Source organism: Kocuria oceani (assembly GCF_029524215.1).
GTDB classification, from domain to species: Bacteria; Actinomycetota; Actinomycetes; order Actinomycetales; family Micrococcaceae; genus Kocuria; species Kocuria oceani.
The window spans coordinates 1-21,924 of record NZ_JARAMH010000002.1 but is presented as its reverse complement, the minus strand read 5'-3'; the positions used below and the strand labels follow the sequence as shown (position 1 = coordinate 21,924).

Annotated in this window: 20 protein-coding genes; 9 read left to right on the top strand and 11 right to left on the bottom strand. The window is 73.8% G+C overall.

Annotated features, from left to right (window positions below):
* Nucleotides 1-70: 70 nt before the first annotated feature.
* From PU704_RS02055 to groES, 4 genes are all read right to left on the bottom strand, one after another.
* Nucleotides 71-2,197, bottom strand: a complete 2,127-nt coding sequence (locus PU704_RS02055; protein WP_277549932.1) for an acyltransferase family protein — start codon at nt 2,195-2,197, stop codon at nt 71-73.
* Nucleotides 2,194-4,263 (bottom strand): acyltransferase family protein, encoded by a 2,070-nt coding sequence (locus PU704_RS02050; protein ID WP_277549930.1) that lies wholly within the window; start codon nt 4,261-4,263, stop codon nt 2,194-2,196. Before PU704_RS02050 ends, PU704_RS02055 begins: the two co-directional genes overlap by 4 nt.
* A 153-nt stretch (nt 4,264-4,416) precedes the next feature.
* On the bottom strand, nt 4,417-6,018 hold the full coding sequence (gene groL / locus PU704_RS02045; protein ID WP_277549929.1) for a chaperonin GroEL: 1,602 nt from the start codon (nt 6,016-6,018) through the stop codon (nt 4,417-4,419).
* Between the two features lie 147 nt (nt 6,019-6,165).
* A complete protein-coding gene (groES, locus tag PU704_RS02040) occupies nt 6,166-6,462 on the bottom strand; it encodes a co-chaperone GroES (RefSeq protein ID WP_047801805.1) in 297 nt (98 codons plus the stop codon).
* Between the two features lie 439 nt (nt 6,463-6,901).
* Here groES and PU704_RS02035 point away from each other — a divergent pair, with 439 nt between their 5' ends.
* The 7 genes from PU704_RS02035 to PU704_RS02005 all read left to right on the top strand — a co-directional run bounded on the left by PU704_RS02035 (nt 6,902) and on the right by PU704_RS02005 (nt 14,382).
* Complete coding sequence (locus PU704_RS02035; RefSeq protein WP_277549928.1) at nt 6,902-7,891, top strand: siderophore ABC transporter substrate-binding protein; 990 nt, start codon at nt 6,902-6,904, stop codon at nt 7,889-7,891.
* Nucleotides 7,892-7,977: 86 nt separating this feature from the next.
* The gene (locus tag PU704_RS02030; RefSeq protein ID WP_277549927.1) at nt 7,978-8,976 is read left to right on the top strand and encodes an ABC transporter permease; all 999 of its coding nucleotides are present in this window, start codon (nt 7,978-7,980) and stop codon (nt 8,974-8,976) included.
* Nucleotides 8,977-8,986: 10 nt separating this feature from the next.
* Entirely contained in the window at nt 8,987-10,036 is a 1,050-nt protein-coding gene (locus PU704_RS02025; protein ID WP_277550214.1) for an iron chelate uptake ABC transporter family permease subunit, read from the top strand.
* A complete protein-coding gene (locus PU704_RS02020) occupies nt 10,033-10,788 on the top strand; it encodes an iron ABC transporter ATP-binding protein (RefSeq protein ID WP_277549926.1) in 756 nt (251 codons plus the stop codon). The genes PU704_RS02025 and PU704_RS02020 overlap by 4 nt, the downstream gene beginning before the upstream one ends.
* A 52-nt stretch (nt 10,789-10,840) precedes the next feature.
* Nucleotides 10,841-12,112, top strand: coding sequence for a THUMP-like domain-containing protein (locus PU704_RS02015; protein WP_277549925.1), 1,272 nt, complete (start codon nt 10,841-10,843; stop codon nt 12,110-12,112).
* A 93-nt stretch (nt 12,113-12,205) separates the two neighbouring features.
* The gene (locus PU704_RS02010; RefSeq protein ID WP_277549924.1) at nt 12,206-13,351 is read left to right on the top strand and encodes a glutamate--cysteine ligase; all 1,146 of its coding nucleotides are present in this window, start codon (nt 12,206-12,208) and stop codon (nt 13,349-13,351) included.
* A gap of 53 nt (nt 13,352-13,404) precedes the next feature.
* Complete coding sequence (locus PU704_RS02005) at nt 13,405-14,382, top strand: 2-hydroxyacid dehydrogenase (protein WP_277549922.1); 978 nt, start codon at nt 13,405-13,407, stop codon at nt 14,380-14,382.
* A 15-nt stretch (nt 14,383-14,397) separates the two neighbouring features.
* Here the strand turns inward: PU704_RS02005 and tsaD are convergent, their stop codons facing one another.
* From tsaD to PU704_RS01975, 6 genes are all read right to left on the bottom strand, one after another.
* Nucleotides 14,398-15,495: a tRNA (adenosine(37)-N6)-threonylcarbamoyltransferase complex transferase subunit TsaD gene (gene tsaD, locus PU704_RS02000; protein ID WP_047801812.1), complete on the bottom strand. Its 1,098-nt coding sequence runs from the start codon at nt 15,493-15,495 to the stop codon at nt 14,398-14,400.
* Nucleotides 15,492-15,968, bottom strand: coding sequence for a ribosomal protein S18-alanine N-acetyltransferase (gene rimI / locus PU704_RS01995; protein ID WP_277550213.1), 477 nt, complete (start codon nt 15,966-15,968; stop codon nt 15,492-15,494). The genes tsaD and rimI overlap by 4 nt, the downstream gene beginning before the upstream one ends.
* A 38-nt stretch (nt 15,969-16,006) precedes the next feature.
* Nucleotides 16,007-16,684 (bottom strand): tRNA (adenosine(37)-N6)-threonylcarbamoyltransferase complex dimerization subunit type 1 TsaB, encoded by a 678-nt coding sequence (tsaB, locus tag PU704_RS01990; RefSeq protein WP_277549921.1) that lies wholly within the window; start codon nt 16,682-16,684, stop codon nt 16,007-16,009.
* Nucleotides 16,685-16,693: 9 nt separating this feature from the next.
* Complete coding sequence (tsaE, locus tag PU704_RS01985) at nt 16,694-17,287, bottom strand: tRNA (adenosine(37)-N6)-threonylcarbamoyltransferase complex ATPase subunit type 1 TsaE (protein WP_277549920.1); 594 nt, start codon at nt 17,285-17,287, stop codon at nt 16,694-16,696.
* On the bottom strand, nt 17,284-18,438 hold the full coding sequence (gene alr, locus PU704_RS01980) for an alanine racemase (protein WP_047801827.1): 1,155 nt from the start codon (nt 18,436-18,438) through the stop codon (nt 17,284-17,286). The genes tsaE and alr overlap by 4 nt, the downstream gene beginning before the upstream one ends.
* 185 nt (nt 18,439-18,623) lie before the next feature.
* A complete protein-coding gene (locus PU704_RS01975) occupies nt 18,624-18,890 on the bottom strand; it encodes a DUF1905 domain-containing protein (RefSeq protein ID WP_277549919.1) in 267 nt (88 codons plus the stop codon).
* Nucleotides 18,891-18,953: 63 nt separating this feature from the next.
* On the opposite strand from PU704_RS01975, the gene PU704_RS01970 reads away from it, so the two are divergent.
* Nucleotides 18,954-20,240 carry a glycosyltransferase gene (locus PU704_RS01970; protein WP_277549918.1) on the top strand — a complete coding sequence of 429 codons (1,287 nt, stop codon included), beginning with the start codon at nt 18,954-18,956 and terminating at the stop codon, nt 20,238-20,240.
* On the top strand, nt 20,237-21,025 hold the full coding sequence (locus PU704_RS01965) for a phosphatase (RefSeq protein ID WP_277549917.1): 789 nt from the start codon (nt 20,237-20,239) through the stop codon (nt 21,023-21,025). Before PU704_RS01970 ends, PU704_RS01965 begins: the two co-directional genes overlap by 4 nt.
* A 72-nt stretch (nt 21,026-21,097) precedes the next feature.
* On the opposite strand, the gene PU704_RS01960 is transcribed toward PU704_RS01965, so the two are convergent.
* The coding region (locus PU704_RS01960; protein ID WP_277549916.1) for an inositol-3-phosphate synthase at nt 21,098-21,924 on the bottom strand (827 nt) is incomplete at its 5' end.

The following is a 21,924-nucleotide window of genomic DNA, read 5'->3' as shown; positions in this document are numbered from 1 at the left end:
AGGGAATCCCGACCATTCTACGGGCCCGCCGCCGCGCCGGACCCGGCCGGCGGCCGGGCTGTGCCCGGACTCACGCCGCGGCGCCGGCGGCGACTCCGTCGGCGGCCAGGGCGTCCCGGACCCGCTCGACGAACATGGGGGCCAGCGTCTGCACGTACTCGACGGTGAGGTGGTTGCTGTCCCAGTAGGTGTACACGTTGCCGACGACCGGTGGGCAGCGTCCGTCCGGGCAGATCAGGTCGCCCATGTCGACCATCGACACCCGGGCCAGCTCGTCGGCGACCGGCGTCAGTGGGCTGTCCGGGTCCAGGATCGTGTGGGTGGCGGCGCACTCGGGGGCGTCGGCGCCGTGGTCCACGGCGCACTGGGCGGGGACGAAGTCGAAGCGGGCGTTGTCGCGCAGCCCGATGACCTGGATGCCGCGCTCGGCCAGGCCACGCACGCGCTGCTCCATCCCGGGGGTGAACTGTTCCTCGTCCTCGTCCGTGCTGCGGGTGCCCTGCAGCAGCACCAGGTCCGGCCCCACCGCGTCGACCACGGGGTCGGCGCCCTCCAGCCAGCGGGCGCAGGCCTCGTGGTCGGCCACCTGCTCCTCGACGGTGGAGTACATGCAGTTGCCGCGGATGTAGGTGAGCACCCGCCAGTCGTTGGCCTCGGCCAGCTCCTCGATCGCCGGGATCCACATGTGCACGTGGCTGTTGCCGACGACGAGGAGGGTCGCGGCGGGCTCGGCGTTCGGGACGGTCTCGAAGCACCACTGCTGCTGGCGCTCGGAGATGCCCAGCTCCGCGGGGCAGGGCTCGCCCAGCCCGGGCTTCCGGTAGGAGTCCCCGGTGATCACCGGCACGGCCGGCGCGTCCGGGTCGGCCTGGTCACGGAATCCGGGCGTCAGGACCGCGGCCCCGGGGTTGTTGCGGTCCGCGGCGGCCAGGACCGCGGCGGCCCGGCGGTCCTCCGCGTGCTGCAGGGCGAGCACCGGGGCCACGACGAGGGCGAGGCAGAGCACGACGACCCCGCCCAGCCGCCGCTTGGACTGCTCCGGCCAGGACCACGTCCTGAGCCGGTCCTCGACCAGCCGGGTGACCAGCACGGCCAGCAGCACCGACAGCAGCACCAGCAGCACCCCCGACCGCGGTCCGGCCATGGGCCGGTCCCGCAGCACGAGGTAGGTGATCAGCAGCGGCCAGTGGATGAGGTACAGGGCGTAGGAGGCGTCCCCCAGCCGCACCAGCGGCCGCGAGGCCAGGATCCGGTCCAGCCCGACCCGTGACCCCGACTGCCCGGCCACGATGATCGCCGCCGCCGAGGCCAGCGGCCACAGCGCGATCCACCCGGGGAAGGCCCCCTGCACGTCCACCAGCACCCCGACCGAGACCATGCTGAGCAGCCCGGCCCAGCCCAGCGCCACGCGCACCCGACGCGAGGGGTTCAGGTACGGCAGGGCGAGGGCCAGCAGGGAGCCGAGGGCGAACTCCCACAGCCGGGTGCGGGTGTCGAAGTAGGCGAAGGCCTGCTGGGTGGCGGTGCTGTGCACCGACCACGCCAGCGAGGCGGCGAAGATCAGCCCGAACATGCCCGCCAGCACCGGCACCGGCCGCCACCCCCGCCACCGGGTCAGCAGCCACGCCGCCCCGAAGACCAGCGGCCACAGCAGGAACACCTGACCCTGCACCGACAGCGACCAGAAGTGCTGGAACGGGGAGGCGGTGGAGGCGTCGGCCGCGTAGTAGTCGACCTCGGCCAGGGCCAGCGCCCAGTTCTGCACGTAGAACACCGAGGCCAGCCCCTCGCTGCGCCACCGTCCGACGTCGTAGGCCGGATAGAGCAGCTCGACGAGCAGCAGGGTCCCCAGGACCGTCAGCACGGCCAGGGGCAGCAGCCGTTTGAACACGTGCAGCCAGTACCGCCCGATCGCCAGGGGCCGGCCGGCCTCGAGCTTGCGCACGAAGGACAGGGTGAGGAAGAAGGCGGAGATCAGCAGGAAGACGTCCACCCCGCCGGAGACGCGCCCGAGGAAGACGTGGTAGAGGACCACGAGCAGCACCGCCACGAACCGCAGCCCCTGCACCTCCGGGCGGAACCCGGAGTACCGGGCCACCCGCCCGGCCGTGGACGCCCCGGCGCCGGACGTTCCCGCGGACGAGGCCGGCGACCGCCCGCCGCCGGGCCGCGGGGCGCGGGTGAGCACCGTGCTCACAAGGAAGCCTCGGGCCCGGCGGCACCGAGGAGCCGCTCCTCGAGAGCCGGTGCCATGGTCCGCGTGTAGGCCCAGCTGAGGTGGTGCGCGTCCATGAAGACGTGCACGTTGCCCACCACGGGTCGGCACACCCCGTCGGGACAGATCAGGTCGGTGAGGTCCAGGGACGTGAAGCCGGGGCGGTCGAGGAGGGCGTCGGCCGGGTTCACGGGAGCCAGCACCTGCGGCACGGGGACGTCGCACCGGGCGGCGCCCGCGCCGTGGCGCTCTGCGCACTCGTAGGGGTTGAAGTCGAAGCGCGGGTTGTCGCGGAAGCCGACGACCTCGATCCCCTGGCTCGTCAGACGGTCGACCAGTTCGGGATATCCGCTGGGCACGGTCTCGCCGGGCCCGTCCATCCGGGCCGCGTACGTCGACGTCGTCAGGACCATGTCCGGGTCCACCTGCTCCACGTAGTCGAGGGCCAACCGGTTGCCCTCGTGGCACTCGTCCCCCTCCGGGCGCACGGCGAACGGGCACCCGGGCTGCAGGACCGACACGAGCTGCCAGTTGCGCTCCTCGGCCAGGGGGATCACCGCACCCATGAACTGCTCCATGTGGGAGTTGCCGACCACCAGGACGGTGCGCGTGGGGTCCTGCACGAGCGGCGTCTGCCGGCAGGACTCCTCGAGCGGCTCCTGTGCGGGGGCGAACTCTCCGGAGCAGGGCTCGGGCAGTCCCACCCACTCGTCCTGCAGCGCGCTGGCCAGCGGCAGCGCGGGAGCCTGCGGGTCCCCGCGGAACTCGAACCCGGGCCGGAGCACGGCGGCTCCGGGGTTGTTGCGGGCGGCCTCCTCCGCGAGCACCGCGGCGCGCCGGGCGTCGACCTGCTGCCAGGCGAGCACGGGCACGGCCACCAGGGCGAGGCTCACGGCCACGGACACCGCCAGCCGCCGCTTGGACTGCTCCGGCCACGCCCAGCGCTGGAACGGGCGCTCCACCAGCTTCGTGGCCAGCACCGCGAGGACCAGGGAGACGAGGATGATCACCGCTCCCGACCGCGGCCCGGCCACCGGCCGGTCCCGCAGCACGAGGTAGGTGATCAGCAGCGGCCAGTGGATGAGGTACAGGGCGTAGGAGGCGTCCCCCAGCCGCACCAGCGGCTTCGAGGCCAGGATCCGGTCCAGCCCGAACGGGGAGCCCGACTGCCCGGCCACGATGATGGCCGCCGCCGAGAGCAGCGGCCACAGGGCGATCCACCCCGGGAACGCCCCCTGCACGTCGATGAGCAGCCCGACCGAGACCATGCTGAGCAGCCCGGCCCAGCCCAGGGCCACCCGGGCGGCCCGCGGCGGGTTCAGGTAGGGCACCGCCAGGGCCAGCAGGGAGCCGAGGGCGAACTCCCACAGCCGGGTGCGGGTGTCGAAGTAGGCGAAGGCCTGCTGGGTGGCGGTGCTGTGCACCGACCACGCCAGCGAGGCGGCGAAGATCAGCCCGAACATGCCCGCCAGCACCGGCACCGGCCGCCACCCCCGCCACCGGGTCAGCAGCCACGCCGCCCCGAAGACCAGCGGCCACAGCAGGAACACCTGACCCTGCACGGACAGCGACCAGAAGTGCTGGAACGGGGAGGCGGTGGAGGCGTCGGCCGCGTAGTAGTCGACCTCGGCCAGGGCCAGCGCCCAGTTCTGCACGTAGAACACCGAGGCCAGGGCCTCGGTGCGGATCCGGTCGATCCGCGCCTCCGGGAACAGCAGCCACGCGAGCACGAGCGTGCCGAGCACGGTGAGCACGGCCAGGGGCAGCAGCCGTTTGAACACGTGCAGCCAGTACCGCCCGATCGCCAGGGGCCGGCCGGCCTCGAGCTTGCGCACGAAGGACAGGGTGAGGAAGAAGGCGGAGATCAGCAGGAAGATGTCCACCCCGCCGGAAACCCGGTCGAGGAAGACGTGGTAGAGGACCACGAGCAGCACCGCCACGAACCGCAGCCCCTGCACCTCCGGGCGGAACCCGGAGTACCGGGCCACCCGCCCGGCCGTGGACGCCCCGGCGCCGGGGGTCGCCTCATGCTCGCGAAGGCTGGTCATGGGCATCTCCTGGGAACACCGTGCCGCCATGGGGGGTGCGGCCGTGGTCGGGTGGACCCCCGCACTCTACCGGAGGCGGCCGGGCACGGGCGGCAACGGCGGACGGACCCGCCCCGCGGGAGCGGGACGGGTCCGTCGGACGGGCGGTGCGGGTCAGTGCTGGTGGCCGTGCCCCGCGTCCTCGGCGGGCTTGTCCACCACGAGGGTCTCCGTGGTGAGCACGAGCGCCGCGATGGACGCGGCGTTCTGCAGCGCCGAGCGGGTGACCTTGACCGGGTCGATGATGCCGGCGGCGACCATGTCGACGTACTCGCCGGCGGCGGCGTCGTAGCCGTGGCCGGGCTCCAGGTCGGCCACGCGGGAGACGACCACGGCGCCGTCCTGGCCGGCGTTCTGCGCGATCCAGTACAGCGGCTGGCGCAGCGCGCGGCGCACGATGCCGAGCGCGGTCGCCGCGTCGCCGGTGAGCCCGAGGTCGGACTCGTCGAGGACCTTCGCCGCGTGCACCAGGGCCGTGCCGCCGCCAGAGACGATGCCCTGCTCGAGGGCCGCGCGGGTCGAGGACACGGCGTCCTCGATGCGGTGCTTGCGCTCCTTGGCCTCGACCTCGGTGGCCGCGCCGACCTTGATCACGGAGACCCCGCCGGCGAGGCGGGCGAGCCGCTCCTGGAGCTTCTCCCGGTCCCACTCGGAGTCGGTGCGCTCCACCTCGGCGCGGATCGTGGCGACGCGCTCCTGGATCTGCTCCGGGGTCCCGCCGCCGTCGACCACCGTGGTGGTGTTCTTGGTCACCGTGACGCGGCGGGCCGTGCCCAGCTGCTCCAGGGTCACCTGGTCGAGGCTGATGCCGAGCTCGGAGGTGATGAACTCGCCGCCGGTGAGCACCGCGAGGTCCTGCAGGATCGCCTTGCGGCGGTCGCCGAACCCGGGGGCCTTGAGCGCCACGACGTCGAGGGTGCCGCGCAGCTTGTTGACCACCAGGGTGGACAGGGCCTCGCCCTCGACGTCCTCCGCGATGATGGTCAGCGGCTTCTTGGCCTGGAGGACCTTCTCCAGCACCGGCATGAGCTCCTGCACGGAGGAGATCTTGCCCTGGTACAGCAGCACCAGGGAGTTCTCCATGACCGCTTCCTGGCGCTCGGCGTCGGTCACGAAGGACGGGGAGAGGTAGCCCTTGTCGAACTGCATGCCCTCGGTGACCTCGAGCTCCACCTCGGTGCTGGAGCCGTCCTCGACGGTGATGACACCGTCCTTGCCGACCGTCTCGAAGGCCTGGGCGATGAGCTCCCCGATGGTGGGGTCCTGGGCGGAGATGGTCGCCACGTGGGCGACGTTGACGCCCTCGACCGGGCGGGCGTTGTCCAGCAGGCGCTGCGCGACGGCCTCGACGGCCTTCTCGATGCCGCGCTTGAGGCTCAGGGGGTCCGCCCCGGCGGCCACGTTGCGCAGGCCCTCCTTGACGAGCGCCTGGGCCAGCACGGTGGCGGTGGTGGTGCCGTCGCCGGCGACGTCGTTGGTCTTGGTCGCCACCTCCTTGGCGAGCTGCGCGCCGAGGTTCTCGTAGGGCTCGTCGAGCTCGACCTCGCGGGCGATGGTCACGCCGTCGTTGGTGATCGTGGGGGCGCCCCACTTCTTGTCGAGCACCACGTTGCGCCCGCGGGGGCCGAGGGTGACCTTGACGGTGTCGGCGAGCTTGTTGACGCCGTTCTCGAGGGACTTGCGGGCGGCATCGTCGAATGCCAGCTGCTTGGCCATGGGCGAAGAGCTCCTTCTGGGTGGCTGGTGGTCCAGCGGGGTTCGGGAATTCGGGGACGACGAAGGGTGCCCGCCGCGGGCCCGCCGGGAAAGCGGGGCGCGCGGCGGGCACCCTTCGTCAGGACTGCGCGGCCTGCTGCGCCGGCTCTACTTCTCGACGACGGCGAGGACGTCGCGGGCCGGGAGCACCAGGTACTCCTCGCCGTTGTACTTGACCTCGGTCCCGCCGTACTTGGAGAAGATCACGACGTCGCCCTCCTTGACGTCGACCGGGATGCGGTTGCCGGAGTCGTCGACACGGCCGGGGCCCACGGCCAGGACCTTGCCCTCCTGGGGCTTCTCCTTGGCGGTGTCCGGGATGACGAGACCGGAAGCGGTGGTCTGCTCAGCGGCGAGCGGCTGAACGACGATGCGATCCTCGAGGGGCTTGATGGAGACCGACACGATCTCTCCTTCTCTGTAGGCGTGGAAAGCGGTGGGCGACCGCGGGCAGGGCCCGCCGTCGTGCTTCGGGCCGGTTGGCGCACCAACCGTCGTCGCGGTGCCGATCGATCGCCTGGCCCTTAGCACCCTCACCCGGAGAGTGCCAAGGCCGACTATAGAAGTCGCCTAGCAGTCGGTCAAGGCGAGTGCCAGCGCGGTGGAGCGGCCGGTCCCATGCCGGTCGAATTAGGGCACGCCGATGTTCTCCAATGATTTGCCTCACCCGCCCGGAACACTCTAGGTTGAGCGGTAAGGCAAGCCTTACCTCGGCCGAGAACCGGTGCCGCCCCGACGTCCCGTGCACTGCACCGGGACGTCGCCACGTGCGGCGCCCCGCCGTGCGCCCCGCCGGGGGCGGCACGACGGGACCCGCACCCGAATCCCCGCACGAAGGAACACCATGAACCGCACCCAGTACCCGGCCGCCGTCCTGGCCGCCGTCAGCGCCCTCGCCCTCACCGCCTGCGGTGGATCCCAGGGCGGCGAGACGGCGTCCGCGGAGTCCTCCGCCGCCTCCACGGTCGAGGTCGAGGACAACTACGGCACCCAGACCGTGAACGCCCCGCCGGCGTCCGTGGTCGCCACCGACAACCGGACCTTCGAGACGCTGGCGGACTGGGGCATCGAGCTGGTGGCCGCCCCGCGCGCCCTCATGCCGGACACCATCGCCTACGCCGACGACGAGTCCGTCACCGACCTCGGCAACCACCGCGAGCCCGACCTCGAGGCCGTCGTCGCGGCGGACCCCGACCTCATCGTCAACGGTCAGCGCTTCGCGGACTACCGCGATGACTTCGCCGACCTCGTGCCGGACGCCACCATCGTGGAGCTCGACCCCCGGGAGGACCAGCCCTTCGACGAGGAGCTGAAGCGGCAGACCTCGGTGCTGGGCGAGATCTTCGACCGGAGCGCGGAGGCCGAGGAGATCAACGGCGCCTTCGACGCGGCGATGCAGCGAGTCGTCGAGGAGTACCAGCCCGGGGACACGGTCATGGCCGTCACCGTCTCCGGCGGCGAGATCGGCTACATCGCCCCGGAGGTGGGGCGGACCCTGGGCCCGCTGTTCGAGATCTTCGACTTCGCCCCGGCCCTCGAGGTCGACGGGGCCACCGACGACCACCAGGGCGACGACATCTCGGTCGAGGCGATCGCGGACTCGAACCCCGACTGGATCCTCGTAATGGACCGTGACGCGGCCGTCAGCCCCGACGACGCCGAGTACACGCCGGCGCAGGAGGTCGTCGAGAACGCCGAGGCGCTGCGCAACGTCACCGCGGTGCGGGAGGACAACGTGGTGTACATGCCCAAGGACACGTACACCAACGAGGGCATCCAGACCTACACGGAGTTCTTCAACACCCTGGCCGACGCCATGGGCGAGCAGAACTGACCGACCGTGCGGACGACGGTGGTGGGGCCTCCGACGGCGGACACCACCACCGTCCCGCGCCGGGCACGAGGCCGGAGGAGAGGCTCATGACGACGACCACACCGGGTCCCCCGGCCGGGAACGGCCCGGGGAGCAAGGGCGCGCTGTTCGACCGGAAGCTGCTCGCCGGCGCGCTGGGGGTCCTCGCGCTGCTGGCCGCGTCCCTCCTCACGGGGGTCTACGACGTGTTCGGCGCCGAGGGCGGCGGCGAGATGTTCGCCATCACCCGCGTCCCCCGCACCGTGGCCCTGGTGCTCGCCGGCGCCGCCATGGCGATGTCCGGGCTGGTGATGCAGCTGCTCACGCAGAACCGCTTCGTGGAGCCCACCACGACGGGCACCACCGAGTGGGCGGGGCTCGGCCTGCTCGTGGTCACGCTGCTGGTCCCCACGGCGAGCCTCCTCACCCGGATGGTCGGCGCCGTGGCCGCGGCCTTTCTCGGGACCATGATCTTCTTCCTCTTCCTGCGCCGGGTGTCCCTGCGCTCCTCGCTCATCGTCCCCATCGTCGGGATCATGCTGGGCGCGGTGGTCGGTTCCGTCTCGACGTTCCTGGCGCTGCAGACCGACATGCTGCAGAACCTGGGCGTCTGGTTCGCCGGCAGCTTCACCTCGGTCCTGCGGGGCCAGTACGAAGTGCTGTGGATCGTGCTGCTGGTCGTCGTCGCGGTGTTCCTCGTGGCGGACCGGCTCACCGTCGCCGGGCTCGGCGAGGACATCGCCACCAACGTCGGCCTGAACTACCACCGGACCGTCCTGCTCGGCACCGGGCTGATCGCGGTGGCCACCGGCGTGGTGACCGTCGTCGTCGGCAACCTGCCGTTCCTGGGCCTCATCGTCCCCAACATCGTCTCGATGGTCCGCGGCGACGACCTGCGCAGCAACCTGCCGTGGGTCTGCCTGCTGGGCATCGCCGTCGTGACGGTGTGCGACCTGATCGGGAGGATCGTCATCATGCCCTTCGAGATCCCGGTGTCCGTGATCCTCGGGATCGTCGGCGCCGTCGTGTTCGTCCACCTCCTCCTCAGGCAGCGTCGACGTGTCTGAGGCCGTGATCATGACACCCGCGACGACACCGGCCACAGCACCGACGGCCCCCGCCGGCCGGCGCGGCGCCGGCGCCTTCCCCACGCCGCAGGCCCGGCGGCGGTACTGGGCGGTCGTGGCCGCGCTGGCCCTGGCGTCGGCGGGCTTCGCCTTCGGCCTGCTCGCCTGGGGCAACCCGATGCCGGTGGGCTCGGACGGCTTCTGGCGGATCGCGGAGCGCCGGGTCACCAGCGTCGTGATCATGGCGGTCGTGGCCTTCTGCCAGGCGATGGCCACCGTGGGATTCCAGACGGCCACGAACAACCGCATCATCACCCCGTCGATCATGGGCTTCGAGTCCCTCTACGTGGCGATCCAGACCTCCACGGTGTACTTCCTGGGCGCCGCCGGGATCCTCGTCCTGCAGGGCGTGCCGCAGTTCCTGCTGCAGGTCGCCCTCATGGTGGCCCTCTCCCTCGCCCTCTACGGATGGCTGCTGTCCGGCCGGTACGGGAACCTGCAGGTCATGCTGCTCGTGGGCATCATCATCGGGGGCGGGCTCGGGTCGGTCTCGACGTTCATGCAGCGCCTGCTCTCCCCCAGCGACTTCGACGTGCTCTCCGCGCGCCTGTTCGGCTCCGTGACGAACGCCCACGCCGACTACCTTCCGGTGGCCATCCCCCTGTGCGCGCTGGCCGGCGGCGCCCTGTGGCTGAGCTGCGCCCGCCTCAACGTGGTCGCCCTCGGGCGGGACGTGTGCCTGAACCTGGGCCTGCGGCACCGGACCGAGGTCATGCGCACGCTCTTCCTCGTCTCCGTGCTGATGGCGGTCTCCACGGCGCTGGTCGGCCCCATGACGTTCCTGGGCTTCCTGGTGGCCACGCTCGCCTACCAGTTCGCCGACACCTACGACCACCGCCGCGTCTTCCCCGTGGCGGTCCTCACCGGGTTCCTCGTCCTCACGGGCGCCTACTTCGTCCTCAACCACGTGTTCTACGCCCAGGGCGTGGTCTCGATCATCATCGAGCTGGTCGGCGGCTCCGTCTTCCTCTACGTCATCCTCCGAAAGGGCCGGCTGTGATCACCCTCACCAACGTGCGCAAGGACTACGGGAGCGAGGTCACCATCGGCCCCGTGGACCTGGAGATCCCCTCGGGCGGGATGACCGCCCTGGTCGGCCCCAACGGCGCGGGCAAGTCCACGCTCCTGACCATGATCGGGCGGCTGCTCGGCCTCGACGCCGGCACCATCGACATCGCCGGCTACGACGTGGCCCGCACCAAGTCCAAGGACCTCGCCCGGATCGTGTCCGTCCTGCGCCAGGAGAACCACTACGTCACCCGCCTCACGGTGCGGCAGCTGGTCGGCTTCGGGCGCTTCCCGCACAGCCACGGCCGGCTGACCACGGTGGACGAGGAGGTCGTCAGCCGGTACATCGACTTCTTCGGGCTGGGGCCGCTGGAGCACCGCTACCTCGACCAGCTCTCGGGCGGGCAGCGCCAGCGCGCCTACGTGGCCATGGTGCTGGCCCAGGAGACCGACCACGTGCTGCTGGACGAGCCCCTGAACAACCTGGACATGCGCCACGCCGTGTCGATGATGCAGCACCTGCGGCGGGCCTGCGACGAGATGGGCCGCACCATCCTGATCGTCCTGCACGACATCAACTTCGCCAGCCACTACGCCGACCGGATCTGCGCCGTGAAGGACGGCCGGGTCGCCGAGTTCGGCGAGCCGCGGGAGATCATGGACGACGCCGTCCTCAGCCGCGTCTTCGAGACCCCGGTGACCGTCATCGACGGCCCGCGGGGCCGCCTCGCCGCGTTCTACTGACCCCCCGGCGCCCGGGCGCCGGGCCCGGGCCGGGGCCGGATAGGGTGGCCCCATGCGCGACGAGGCGACCGACATCGCACCCCTGCTCACCGACGAGGGGCGCCGGCTGCTCGCGCAGATCGGCCCCTACGACGCCGACGACGCCCTCGCGGCCGCGACCCGGCTGCGGGCTCAGGGGCACGACGCCGAGCTCGTGTCCGCGGTGCTCACCCAGGCGAGGCTGCGCACGCGGGCGCGCGCGAAGTTCGGGGACTTCGCCGAGCAGATGCTGTTCACCCGGGCCGGCCTCGAGCAGGCCACCCGGCTGCGCGTGGCCGCCCTGCACGCCCGCCGCTTCGCCGACGCCGGCCTCGCCCACGTGGCGGACCTCGGCTGCGGCATCGGCGCCGACGCCCTCGCCCTGGCCTCCCTGGACCGGCGGGTCACCGCGGTGGAGCTGGACGAGACCACGGCCGCGGTGGCCCTGCTCAACCTCCGCCCCTTCCCCGAGGCCACGGTGCTGCACGCCGACGCCGCGTCCCTGGACCTGGACGCACTGCCCGGGGGGCCGCCGGACGGGGTCTGGCTGGACCCGGCCCGGCGCGAGACGTCGTCGTCCGGGACCCGCCGGATCTTCGAGCCCGAGGCGTTCTCCCCGCCGCTGTCCTTCGTCGAGGCGCTCGCCGCGCGGGGACTGCCCGTGGGCGTGAAGCTGGGCCCCGGCATCCCCCACGAGGCGGTGCCGGCCGGGTGCGAGGCGCAGTGGGTGTCCGACCGCGGGGACGTGGTCGAGGCCGTGCTGTGGTTCAACGCCGTGGCCCGGCCCGGGGTCCGGCGGGCGGCCCTCGTCCTCTCCGAGCACGGGTCCACGGAGCTCACCAGCCCGGAGGACCTCGACCTCGCCCACGCGGACGCGGTCGTGGGCCCGGTGGGGTCGTACCTGTACGAGCCGGACGGCGCGGTGATCCGCGCGGGCCTCGTCACCGACCTCGCCCGCCGGCTGGGCGCGCGGCTGATCCACCCGCGGATCGCCTACCTGAGCTCCGACGAGCTGGTCCGCACCCCCCTGGCCCGCGCCTACCGGGTGCGGGAGGTGCTCCCGCACACCGTCAAGGTGCTGAAGCGCTGGGTGCGGGAGCACGAGGTCGGCACCCTCGAGATCAAGAAGCGGGGCACCGACGTCACGCCCGAGCAGCTGCGCCGTCAGCTCGCGCCGAAGGGCCCCGGCCGGGCCACCCTCGTGCTGACCCGCACGGACCCGGCGCCGGTCCCGGACGGCGGTCCGGGGAGCGGGGCCCGCGCCGGGGAGCGGCGCGTCGTGCTCGTCGTCGAAACCGTAGACTGAGGGCTCCGCGGGCGAACGGCCCCGCACCCGACCGGGCGATCCGGCCCGCACCCCGCGGGCCGACGCGCCCGCAGAGCACGGAGGACCTGCCGCGTGGAGATCTCGTTCGCCCGCTCCGACCAGTCGACGCTGGGCGTCGAGTGGGAAATCGCCCTGGTGGACGGCACCACGGGCGATCTCGTGCCCCGCGGCCGGGAGACGCTCGAGGCGGTCCTGGAGGCCCGTCCCGAGTGGGGCACCGACGGCGATCACCCGCAGCTCACCGGGGAGTTCCTGCTCAACACCGTCGAGATGGTCACCGGGGTGTGCCGCGATGTGGCCCACTCCACCGAGCAGCTGGCGTCCATGATGGACGAGATCCGCACGGTCACCGCCCCGCAGGGCCTCGAGATCTTCGCCGCCGGCACCCACCCCTTCGCGCGCTGGCAGGACCAGCAGGTCACCGACAAGCAGCGCTACCACAAGCTCGTGGACCGGACCCAGTACTGGGGCCGGCAGATGGTCATCTACGGGGTGCACGTGCACGTGGGCCTGGACGCGCGGGCCAAGGCCCTGCCGGTGCTCGACGGGCTGCTGACCTACTACCCGCACCTGCTGGCCCTGTCCTCGAACTCCCCCTTCTGGGCCGGGGAGGACACCGGCTACGCGTCCCAGCGCTCCATGATCTTCCAGCAGCTCTCCACCGCCGGGCTGCCCCACCACTTCCCCTCCTGGGACGCCTACGAGCAGTGCATCGAGGACATGGTCTCCACCGGGATCATCGATGAGCTCAGCGAGGCGCGCTGGGACGTGCGCCCCGTGCCGCGGCTGGGCACCGACGAGGTGCGGTTCTGCGACGGGCTCTCGACCCTGTGGGAGGTCGGGGCGCTCACCGCCCTCACCCAGTGCCTCGCGGAGTCCCTGTCCCGCGACGTCGAGGACGGCCGGGAGCCGGCCCGGCTGCGGCCGTGGCACATCCAGGAGAACAAGTGGCGGGCCGCCCGCTACGGCCTGGACGCCGAGGTGATCACCGGCCCGCACAACACCGAGCGGGACCTGCGCGAGGACCTGATCGGCCTGCTCGACCGGCTCGAGCCCGTCGCCGCACGGCTGGGCTGCGCGCAGGAGCTCTCCGACGTGGAGCGGATCCTGCGGGAGGGCGCCGGCTACCAGCGCCAGCGGGCCGTGGCCCGCGCCCACGGCGGCGACCTGCGCGCGGTCGCCCTCGACATCGTGCGCCGCACCCGCGAGAACGACTGACCGTCCCGTCCGGCCGAGCCCGCACGGGCTCCCGTCCCCCACAGGTGGCAGACATGACCGAACCGACCCGACCGGGCGGCCCCGTGCCGCGGGGCCCCGTCCTGCAGATCGGCGCCCTGCACCCCCTGGTGGAGGACACCCTCACCGCCGAGCACTCGGCGCTGCGCCTGCCCGCGGATCCCGACGACCGGGAGGACTTCCTGGACCGGCACGCCGGGGAGGTGCGCGTGGCGGTGTGCTCCGGGCGCACCGGCGTGGACCGGGAGCTGATGGGCCGCCTGCCCCGCCTCGAGGCCGTCGTGCACTTCGGCGTCGGCTACGACGGGACGGACGCCGCCGGGGCCGCCGCGCGCGGGATCCGGATGAGCAACACCCCCGACGTGCTCACCGACGCCGTGGCGGACACCGCCCTGGCCCTCTACCTCGACGTGCTGCGCCGGTTCTCGGCCGCCGACCGCTTCGTGCGCCGCGGGGCGTGGGAGACGACCGGCAACTACCCGCTGACCGTGCACGCCTCCGGCCGCCGCGTCGGGATCCTCGGCCTCGGCCGGATCGGCCGGGCCGTCGCCCACCGCCTCACCGCGCTCGGCTGCGAGATCCACTACCACAACCGCCGGCCGGTCCCCGACGTCGAGCACCGCTACCACGGCTCCCCCGCGGAGCTCGCCGCGGCCGTCGACGCCCTGGTGGTCGCCGTGCCCGGAGGCCCGGACTCCGCCGCGCTGGTCGACGCCGCGGTCCTGGACGCCCTCGGCCCGCACGGCTTCCTGGTCAACGTCGCCCGCGGCGCGGTCGTGGACGAGGCCGCGCTCGTCGCCGCCCTGGAGGACGGACGGCTGGCCGGGGCCGGTCTCGACGTGTACCGGGCCGAGCCGCACGTGCCCGCCCCGCTGCGCCGGCTCGAGAACGTGGTGCTGCTGCCGCACGTGGGCAGCGCCACGGTGCAGACGCGCCGGGCGATGGCCGAGCTGACCCTGCGCAACCTGCGCAGCTGGCTCGCCGACGGCACCCTGGTCACGCCCGTGGACTGACGGGCGCGGCCCGGCTCAGACGGAGACGGTGGTCACGGGCAGGGAGGAGTCGGCGGCGAAGCCCAGGCCCGAGGGCTCACGGCCCTCGGCCACGACCCGGGCGGCGAGGGCCGCGACCATCGCCCCGTTGTCGGTGCACAGGGAGAGCTTGGGGACCACCAGCTCGATCCCGTGCGCGGCGCAGCGCTCGGCGGTGAGCTCCCGCAGCCGCGAGTTGGCGGCCACTCCCCCGCCCAGCAGCAGCGTGCCGAGCCCCTGCTCGGTGCACGCGAGGACCGCCTTGCGCGTGACGACGTCGGCCACGGCCTCCTGGAAGGACGCGGCGACGTCCGCGACCGGCACCGCCCGGCCCTCGGCCTCGTGCGCCTCGACCACGCGCGCCACCGCCGTCTTCAGCCCGGAGAAGGAGAAGTCGTAGCGGTGCGGGCCGGGCCGTTCGGCCGAGCCCAGGTACTTGCCCGCGGTCAGTCCGCGCGGGAAGCGGAAGGCCGTGGGGTCCCCGGACCGGGCGGCGGCGTCGATGGCCGGGCCGCCCGGGTAGGCCAGCCCCAGGACCCGGGCCACCTTGTCGTAGGCCTCACCGGCCGCGTCGTCGATCGTGCCCCCGAGCAGCCGCACGTCCCGGGAGAGGTCGTCGACGGCGAGGATCTCGGTGTGCCCGCCGGAGACCAGCAGCGCGCCGAGGTCCCGGGGCAGGCCGTCGTCGAAGCCGCCCCGGAAGCCCTCGATCCCCGAGTCCTCCAGCACTCCCACGCCGACGTGGGCCACGAGGTGGTTGACGGCGTACAGGGGCTTGCCGGTGGCCACGGCGAGCGCCTTCGCGGCGGCGACGCCCACCATGAGCGCCCCGGCCAGGCCCGGCCCGGAGGTCACGGCCAGGGCGTCGAGCTCGGCCAGGCCCACACCGGCCCGGTCCAGGGCCTCGCGCAGGGTGGGCACGAGGGCGTCGAGGTGGGCCCGGGAGGCGATCTCGGGGATCACGCCGCCGAAGCGCGCGTGCTCGTCCATCGAGGAGGACACGACGTTGGCGAGCAGGGTGCGCCCGCGCACGATCCCGACGCCGGTCTCGTCGCAGGAGGACTCGATGCCCAGCACCAGCGGTCCGTCGGTCATCGGTCGTCCTCCGTGGGGTGGGTCGGGCGCGGGGCGCCCGGGGGCTCCGGGGCGGTGAGGTCCACGCGCATGATCAGCGCGTCGGTGCCGTCCCGGTAGTAGCGGGGCCGGGTGTGGATGTGCTCGTAGCCGAAGCGGCGGTAGAGCCGCTGGGCGCGGGGGTTGTCGGCGCGGACCTCGAGCAGCACCTCGGTAGCGCCGAGCTCGCGGGCCTGCCCGTGCAGGGTGCGCAGCAGCGCCGAGCCGATCCCGCGGCCCTCGTGCTCGGGCAGCACCGCGATGGTCTGGACGTCGCCGACCGGGCGGATGCACATCAGTCCTGCGTAGCCGACGATCCGGTCGTCCTGCTCGGCCACCCAGTACCAGCACACGGGCTGGGCCAGCTCGGCGGAGAACATCTCCAGCGGCCAGGCGTCGGCCGGGAAGAGGTCCTGCTCCAGGGCGTGCACCACGGGGACGTCCTGGGCGGTCATCCGGCGCAGGGTCCAGGACGGCTGCGGGGTGGCGGCGCTCACGCGAGGGCCTTCTTCCGGGGGCCGGGGACCTTCGCGTCGGACTCGCGCAGGTACAGGGGGGTCGTGTCCGGGTCCGGTCCCTCGCCGCGGGCGCGCAGGCGCAGCGCGGCGAGGCCCAGCGAGGACGCCGTGGGCTGGGCCCCGGCGAACGCGGGCACGGGCAGCGCCAGCCGCTCCGCCCAGATCCCCGCGCCGCGGCCGTAGGCCGGCAGCGCCGGGAGCTGCTCCGCGGCGGCGACCCCCGGTCCGGCGACCCGCCGCGGGCCGTCGGGGTCGAGGGCGTAGCGGGCCCAGTAGACCTCCTTGCGGCGGGCGTCGGTGAGCACGAGGAACTCCTCGTGGCCGGCCGCCCGGGCGTGCTCGGCGGCGTCATGCGCCAGGGCCTCCAGGCTCATCAGTCCGTGCAGCGGCAGGTCCCAGGCGAAGGCGAGCGCCCGGGCGGTCGCGATCCCGGCCCGCAGCCCGGTGAAGGGACCGGGTCCGGTGCCCACGAGCACGCCGTCGAGCCCGGCGCCGGTCCGGCCGTGCCCGTCCAGCAGGTCACGGACGGCGGGGGCCAGCACCTCGGCGTGGGAGCGGGTGTCGGGGCTCACGAAGGAGCCGGCGATCTCGCCCGCCCCAGTCACGAGCGCGGCGGAGGCGACGGCGGAGGAGTCCAGGCACAGGAGAAGCACCCGGCCATTCTAGTGCCCGCGCGCGGAGCTCTCCCCGGGCCGCTCCAGCGGCGGGGGCCCGCCCGCCCAGCGCGGGCCGATCCCCGTCAGCGTGATCCGGCGGGGCTCGGCGTCCTCGTCCTCCGTCCCGTCCGCCGCCGCGTCCTCCTGCCCGTGCCCGCCCGCGGCACCGCCGGCGGGCGCGGCGCCCACCGCGCGCTCCAGCACGATCTCCAGGCGGGAGTCGGCGAGGTGCTCGACCTTCCCGGCGCCCCACTCCACCACGGTGACGGCCGAGTCCACGGTGTCCTCGAGGTCGATGTCGTCGACCTCCCCCGCGCTGTCCAGCCGGTAGGCGTCGACGTGCACCAGGTCCGGGCCGCCGGGGCGGGGCCCGTCCGGGACGTTGGGGTGGCGCCGCACCAGCACGAACGTGGGCGAGATGATGCCGGGGCGCACCCCCAGACCCCGGCCCAGCCCCTGGGTGAAGGTGGTCTTGCCCGCACCGAGCTCGCCGGTGAGGACCAGCAGGTCCCCGGCGCGCAGCCGGGCGCCGAGCCGCTCGGCCAGGGCCTGGGTCCGCTCCGGGCCGTCCACGGTCAGGCTCAGGGTCCACTCGCTCATGCCCGCTCCTCCCCGTCGCTCGCCGCGCCGTCCACGTGCACCCGGGGCACGCGGGGCGAGACGCGGGTGACGATCTCGTAGTTGATGGTGCCGGCGGCGTCCGCCCAGGCCGACGCGGAGGGGTCGTCCCCGGCCCCGAACAGCACGGCGTCCGCGCCCAGCAGCCCGTGCTCGGGCGCGGACAGGCCGGGGGCGCCCAGGTCCACGACCAGCTGGTCCATCGCGACCCGGCCGACCTCCGGATAGGTGCGCCCCTGGATGCGCACCGGCCCGCCGGTCCCGGAGCGCGGCACGCCGTCGGCGTAGCCCAGCGGGATCAGCGCGAGGGTGGTCGGCCGCTCGGTCACGTAGCCCAGCCCGTAGGAGACGCCCTGCCCGGCGGGGACCTCCTTGACCGCGCTGACGGTGCTCCGCAGGGTCATGGCCGGCACCAGGCCGAGCTGCCGCGGGGTGCGGTCGGGGAGCGGGGAGAGCCCGTAGAGGCAGACGCCCACGCGGACCATGTCCAGGAGCATGTCCTCCGGGCGTTCGAGGCCGGCGGCCTGCAGCAGGCCCGGGGAGTTCGCGGCGTGCCGCAGCGCGGGCCGCAGCCCGGCGGCCCGCGCCGTGTCCACGGCCGCGCGGAAGCGCTCGAGCTGCTCCCGGGTCTCGGGCCGGGAGGGCTCGTCGGCCACGGCGAGGTGGGTGAACACGCCGGTGACCCGCACGAGCCCCTCGGCCTCGGCCTGCGCGGCGAGGCGCACGAGCTCGGGCCACCGTTCGGCCGTCGCGCCGTTGCGGCCCAGCCCGGTGTCGATCTTGAGATGGATCCGCGCCGGCCGGCCGAGCTCCCGGGCTGCCTCGGCGACCGGGCCGAGCTCCCACCCGCTGACGCCGAGCGCGACGTCCTGGGCGAGGGCGGCACGGAAGTCCGTGTCCACGGTGTGCAGCCACGCGAGCACCGGGGCGGTGATCCCCGCCGCGCGCAGGGCGAGGGCCTCGGCGACGTGGGCGACGCCCAGGGCGTGCGCGCCGGCCTCCAGGGCGGCGCGGGCCACGGGCACGGCCCCGTGGCCGTAGGCGTCCGCCTTGACCACGGCCATCAGCCGCGCGGGCCCGGCCAGGTCCCGGATCCTGCGCACGTTGGCGCGGACCGCGGCGAGATCGACCACGGCGCTGCGCTCGGGCCGGACCCCACCGGAGACGGTCCCGGAACGGTCCCCGGGAAAGATCCCGGAGAGGCCCCCGGGAGAGGTCCGGGAGAGGGCGCCGGGGGCGGCGGCGCCGGGCGGAGGGAACGGGACGGGCTCAGCACGGTTCACGGGTCCCATTCTCGCACCCGGGCGACCGCCCCCGCTCAGAGCCGGGAGGCGTCCACGACGACCTCGACGCTCACCACGTCCCCGTCGTCCTTGTCCCCGCGCACGCGCGCCGGCACGGCGAGCAGCCAGCCGGCCCGGGAGTCCCGCCGGACGCTGGTGGACCACGTCGTGCCGTCGACCGTGGCCGTCACCGGGACCCTGCCGAAGGGGCCGCGCACCTCGGGGGCGTGCTCCTCCGGCACCGGCGCGAACACCCACGCGCCGGGGCCCGGGATCCGCCGCAGGACCGCGTGGAAGACCATGGCCGGAGAGTACCAGCGGCGCCGACACGGGGCGGGGTCGGGGCCGGGGGCTACAGTGGAGCCGTGTCCGACGCTCCGCTGCACGTCCTGCTGATCAGCCTGCACACCAGTCCCCTCGAGCAACCGGGGTCCGGCGATGCGGGCGGGATGAACGTCTACGTGCGTCAGCTCGCCGGGGCGCTGGTGGACGCCGGGCACACCGTGGACATGGCCACCCTGGACCGGGACCCCGGCGCGCCGCGCACCGCGGGGATGCGGGCGTCCCGCATCCGCGCGGGTCTGCGGCTGCTCACGGTCTCGCTGCCCGGGGCGGCCGGCGCCGTGAAGGAGGACCTCCCGGGACTGACCGGCGCCTTCGCCGAGGTGCTCCGCGCCGAGGCCCCCCGCCCGGACGTGGTGCACGCCCACTACTGGCTCTCCGGGGCCGCGGGCCGGGAGCTCGCCGACGACTGGCGCGTGCCCCTCGTGCTGACCCTGCACACCACGGCCCTGGGCAAGAACCTGCGGACCCGGGCCGACGAGGGTCTGGAGCCCGCCGCCCGCGCCGAGGCGGAGGCGGAGCTGATCGCACGGGCCGAGGCCACCGTGGTCAACACCCGCACCGAGGCCCTGCAGATGGTCGAGCTCTACGACGCCGATCCGGCGCGGCTGACCGTGATCACGCCCGGGGTCGACCTCTCCGCCTTCTCCCCGCCGGAGCCCGGCGCGAGCCGTCGGCACGGGCCCCGGCCCGGCTCCCCGGGGCGCCCGCTGCGGGTGCTCTTCGCCGGCCGGCTGCAGGCCCTCAAGGGCCCGCACGTGCTGGTGGACGCGCTCGCCCGGATCCGCGCGGACGCCCCCGGCGTGCCGGTCGAGCTGGAGATCGTGGGCGTGGGCACCCGCCGGTTCACGGCCGGGCTGCAGCAGCAGGTGCACGAGCTCGGGCTGGCGGACGCGGTGGGCTTCGGCCCGGCCCTGCCGGCCCAGCAGCTGGCGGAGCGGATGCGCCGCGCCGACGTGGTGGCCGTGCCCTCCTCCTCCGAGACGTTCGGCCTCGTGGCGCTGGAGGCCCAGGCCTGCGGCACGCCGGTGCTCGCCACGGACGTGGACGGGCTGCGCACCGCCGTGCTGGACGGGGTCACCGGGCGGCTGGTCCCCGACCGCGACCCCGCGTCGTGGGCGCACGCCCTCCTCGGGCTCGGTCGCGACCCGGAGACCCTGGCGCGCATGGGCGCCGCGGCGGCCCGCCGCGCCCGGGAGCACTCCTGGGAGCGCACCGCCCTGGCCACGGCCGAGGTCTACGCCCGGGTCCGGGACCGCGTGCGGGTACGCCACGGTAGCCGCCGGCGCGTGCCTACACTCGAACGGTGACGACTTCGTTCCTTCCCCCCGCCGACCTCGCCCGCCACCTCGACCGCCACCGTCTCGCCGGAGCGGTGGCCACGCCCCGGGAGGCGAACCTGCGCAACATCCAGGGCTTCCTCGACGGCGACCAGCACCAGCACATGGGCGTGGTCCGCACCCGGGACTGGACCTACGACGAGGTCTTCGCGCTCATGCGCGACCGGGTCGGCATCTCGCCCGACCGGTCCCACGTCGAGGGCCAGGACACGATCTCCGCCGAGCTCGCCGTCGCCGCGCTGGAGCGCTACGCGCGCGTGCTCGGGGAGGTGGTCGCCGCCGGCGGGCGCGTGCTCTTCGCCACGGGGCACCCGGCCGGCCTGTTCCCCGTCTACGCGCAGCTGGCCCGCGTGGCCCGCCGGGCGGGCGCCCACGTCGTCCGGGTCCCGGACGGCTTCGCCTTCGAGGACGGCGACGTGCGCCAGATCGAGCACGTGGTGATGGTCGAGCAGTACGGGGGCCTGCGGCACACCCACTTCCCCGGGCCGATGTCCCTGACCCTGGAGAAGCTGCGCCGCGACGGGCAGAACCCGCCGGACCTGGTGGTCGCCGACCACGGCCTCGCCGGGGCGGCCGGCTCGCACGGGCTGCGCACGATCGCGATCGCCGACTGCAACGACCCCGGGGTGTTCGTCGCCGAGGCGCAGGGGCAGGTGGAGGTCGCCGTCCCGCTCGACGACAACCTCCCGCCGCGCCTCTACGATCCGGTCACCGCGTTCGTGCTGCACCGCGCCGGCCTCGAGGACTTCGTGTAGGCCCCACCGTCCACGGCAGGAGCCCCGCACCGGTCCGGTGCGGGGCTCCTGCCGTGCCCGGTGGGGCGTCGCTCAGCGTTCGAGGTCGCCGCGGATGAAGGCCTCCAGGTTGGCCCGGGCGGTGTCATCGGCCTGCTGCTCGGGCGGGGACTTCATGAAGTACGCCGCCGCCGAGGTCAGCGGCCCGCCGATCCCGCGGTCCAGCCCGATCTTCGCCGCCCGGATCGCGTCGATGATCACCCCGGCCGAGTTCGGGGAGTCCCACACCTCCAGCTTGTACTCCAAGGAGATCGGGGCGTCCCCGAACCCGTGACCCTCCAGACGCACGAAGGCGAACTTCCGGTCGTTGAGCCACGGCACGTGGTCCGAGGGCCCGATGTGCACCTCCTCGGTGCCGAACTCCCGGACCACGTTGGAGGTCACCGCCTGGGTCTTGGAGATCTTCTTCGACTCCAACCGGGTGCGCTCGAGCATGTTCATGAAGTCCATGTTCCCGCCCACGTTGAGCTGATACGTCCGGTCCAGCACGTACCCGCGGTCCTCGAAGAGCTTGGCCAGCACCCGGTGGGTGATCGTCGCCCCGATCTGGGACTTGATGTCGTCACCCACGATCGGCACCCCCGCGGCGGCGAACTTCTGCGCCCACTCCTCGGTGGAGGCGATGAACACCGGCAGCGCGTTGACGAAGGCCACCCCCGCCTCCAGGGCCGCCTGGGCGTAGAACCGGTCGGCGGCCTCCGAGCCCACCGGCAGATAGGACACCAGCACATCCACCTGCGCCTCACGCAGCGCGGCGGCGACATCGACCGGCTCGGCCGCCGACTCCTGGATCATCTCCCGGTAATAGGCCCCCAACCCGTCCAGGGTCGGCCCGCGCTGGACGGTCACCCCGGTGTGCG

Bases quoted from the DNA above. Each gene is read 5' to 3' on its own strand.
- PU704_RS02030 (WP_277549927.1), top strand. From the start codon at position 7,978: ATGACGACGACCACACCGGGTCCCCCGGCCGGGAACGGCCCGGGGAGC.
- groL (WP_277549929.1), bottom strand. From the start codon at position 6,018: ATGGCCAAGCAGCTGGCATTCGACGATGCCGCCCGCAAGTCCCTCGAG.
- rimI (WP_277550213.1), bottom strand. From the start codon at position 15,968: ATGACCGCCCAGGACGTCCCCGTGGTGCACGCCCTGGAGCAGGACCTC.
- PU704_RS02050 (WP_277549930.1), bottom strand. From the start codon at position 4,263: ATGACCAGCCTTCGCGAGCATGAGGCGACCCCCGGCGCCGGGGCGTCC.
- PU704_RS02005 (WP_277549922.1), top strand. From the start codon at position 13,405: ATGACCGAACCGACCCGACCGGGCGGCCCCGTGCCGCGGGGCCCCGTC.
- PU704_RS01975 (WP_277549919.1), bottom strand. From the start codon at position 18,890: ATGGTCTTCCACGCGGTCCTGCGGCGGATCCCGGGCCCCGGCGCGTGG.
- PU704_RS02035 (WP_277549928.1), top strand. From the start codon at position 6,902: ATGAACCGCACCCAGTACCCGGCCGCCGTCCTGGCCGCCGTCAGCGCC.
- PU704_RS02025 (WP_277550214.1), top strand. From the start codon at position 8,987: ATGACACCCGCGACGACACCGGCCACAGCACCGACGGCCCCCGCCGGC.
- PU704_RS02015 (WP_277549925.1), top strand. From the start codon at position 10,841: ATGCGCGACGAGGCGACCGACATCGCACCCCTGCTCACCGACGAGGGG.
- tsaD (WP_047801812.1), bottom strand. From the start codon at position 15,495: ATGACCGACGGACCGCTGGTGCTGGGCATCGAGTCCTCCTGCGACGAG.
- tsaE (WP_277549920.1), bottom strand. From the start codon at position 17,287: ATGAGCGAGTGGACCCTGAGCCTGACCGTGGACGGCCCGGAGCGGACC.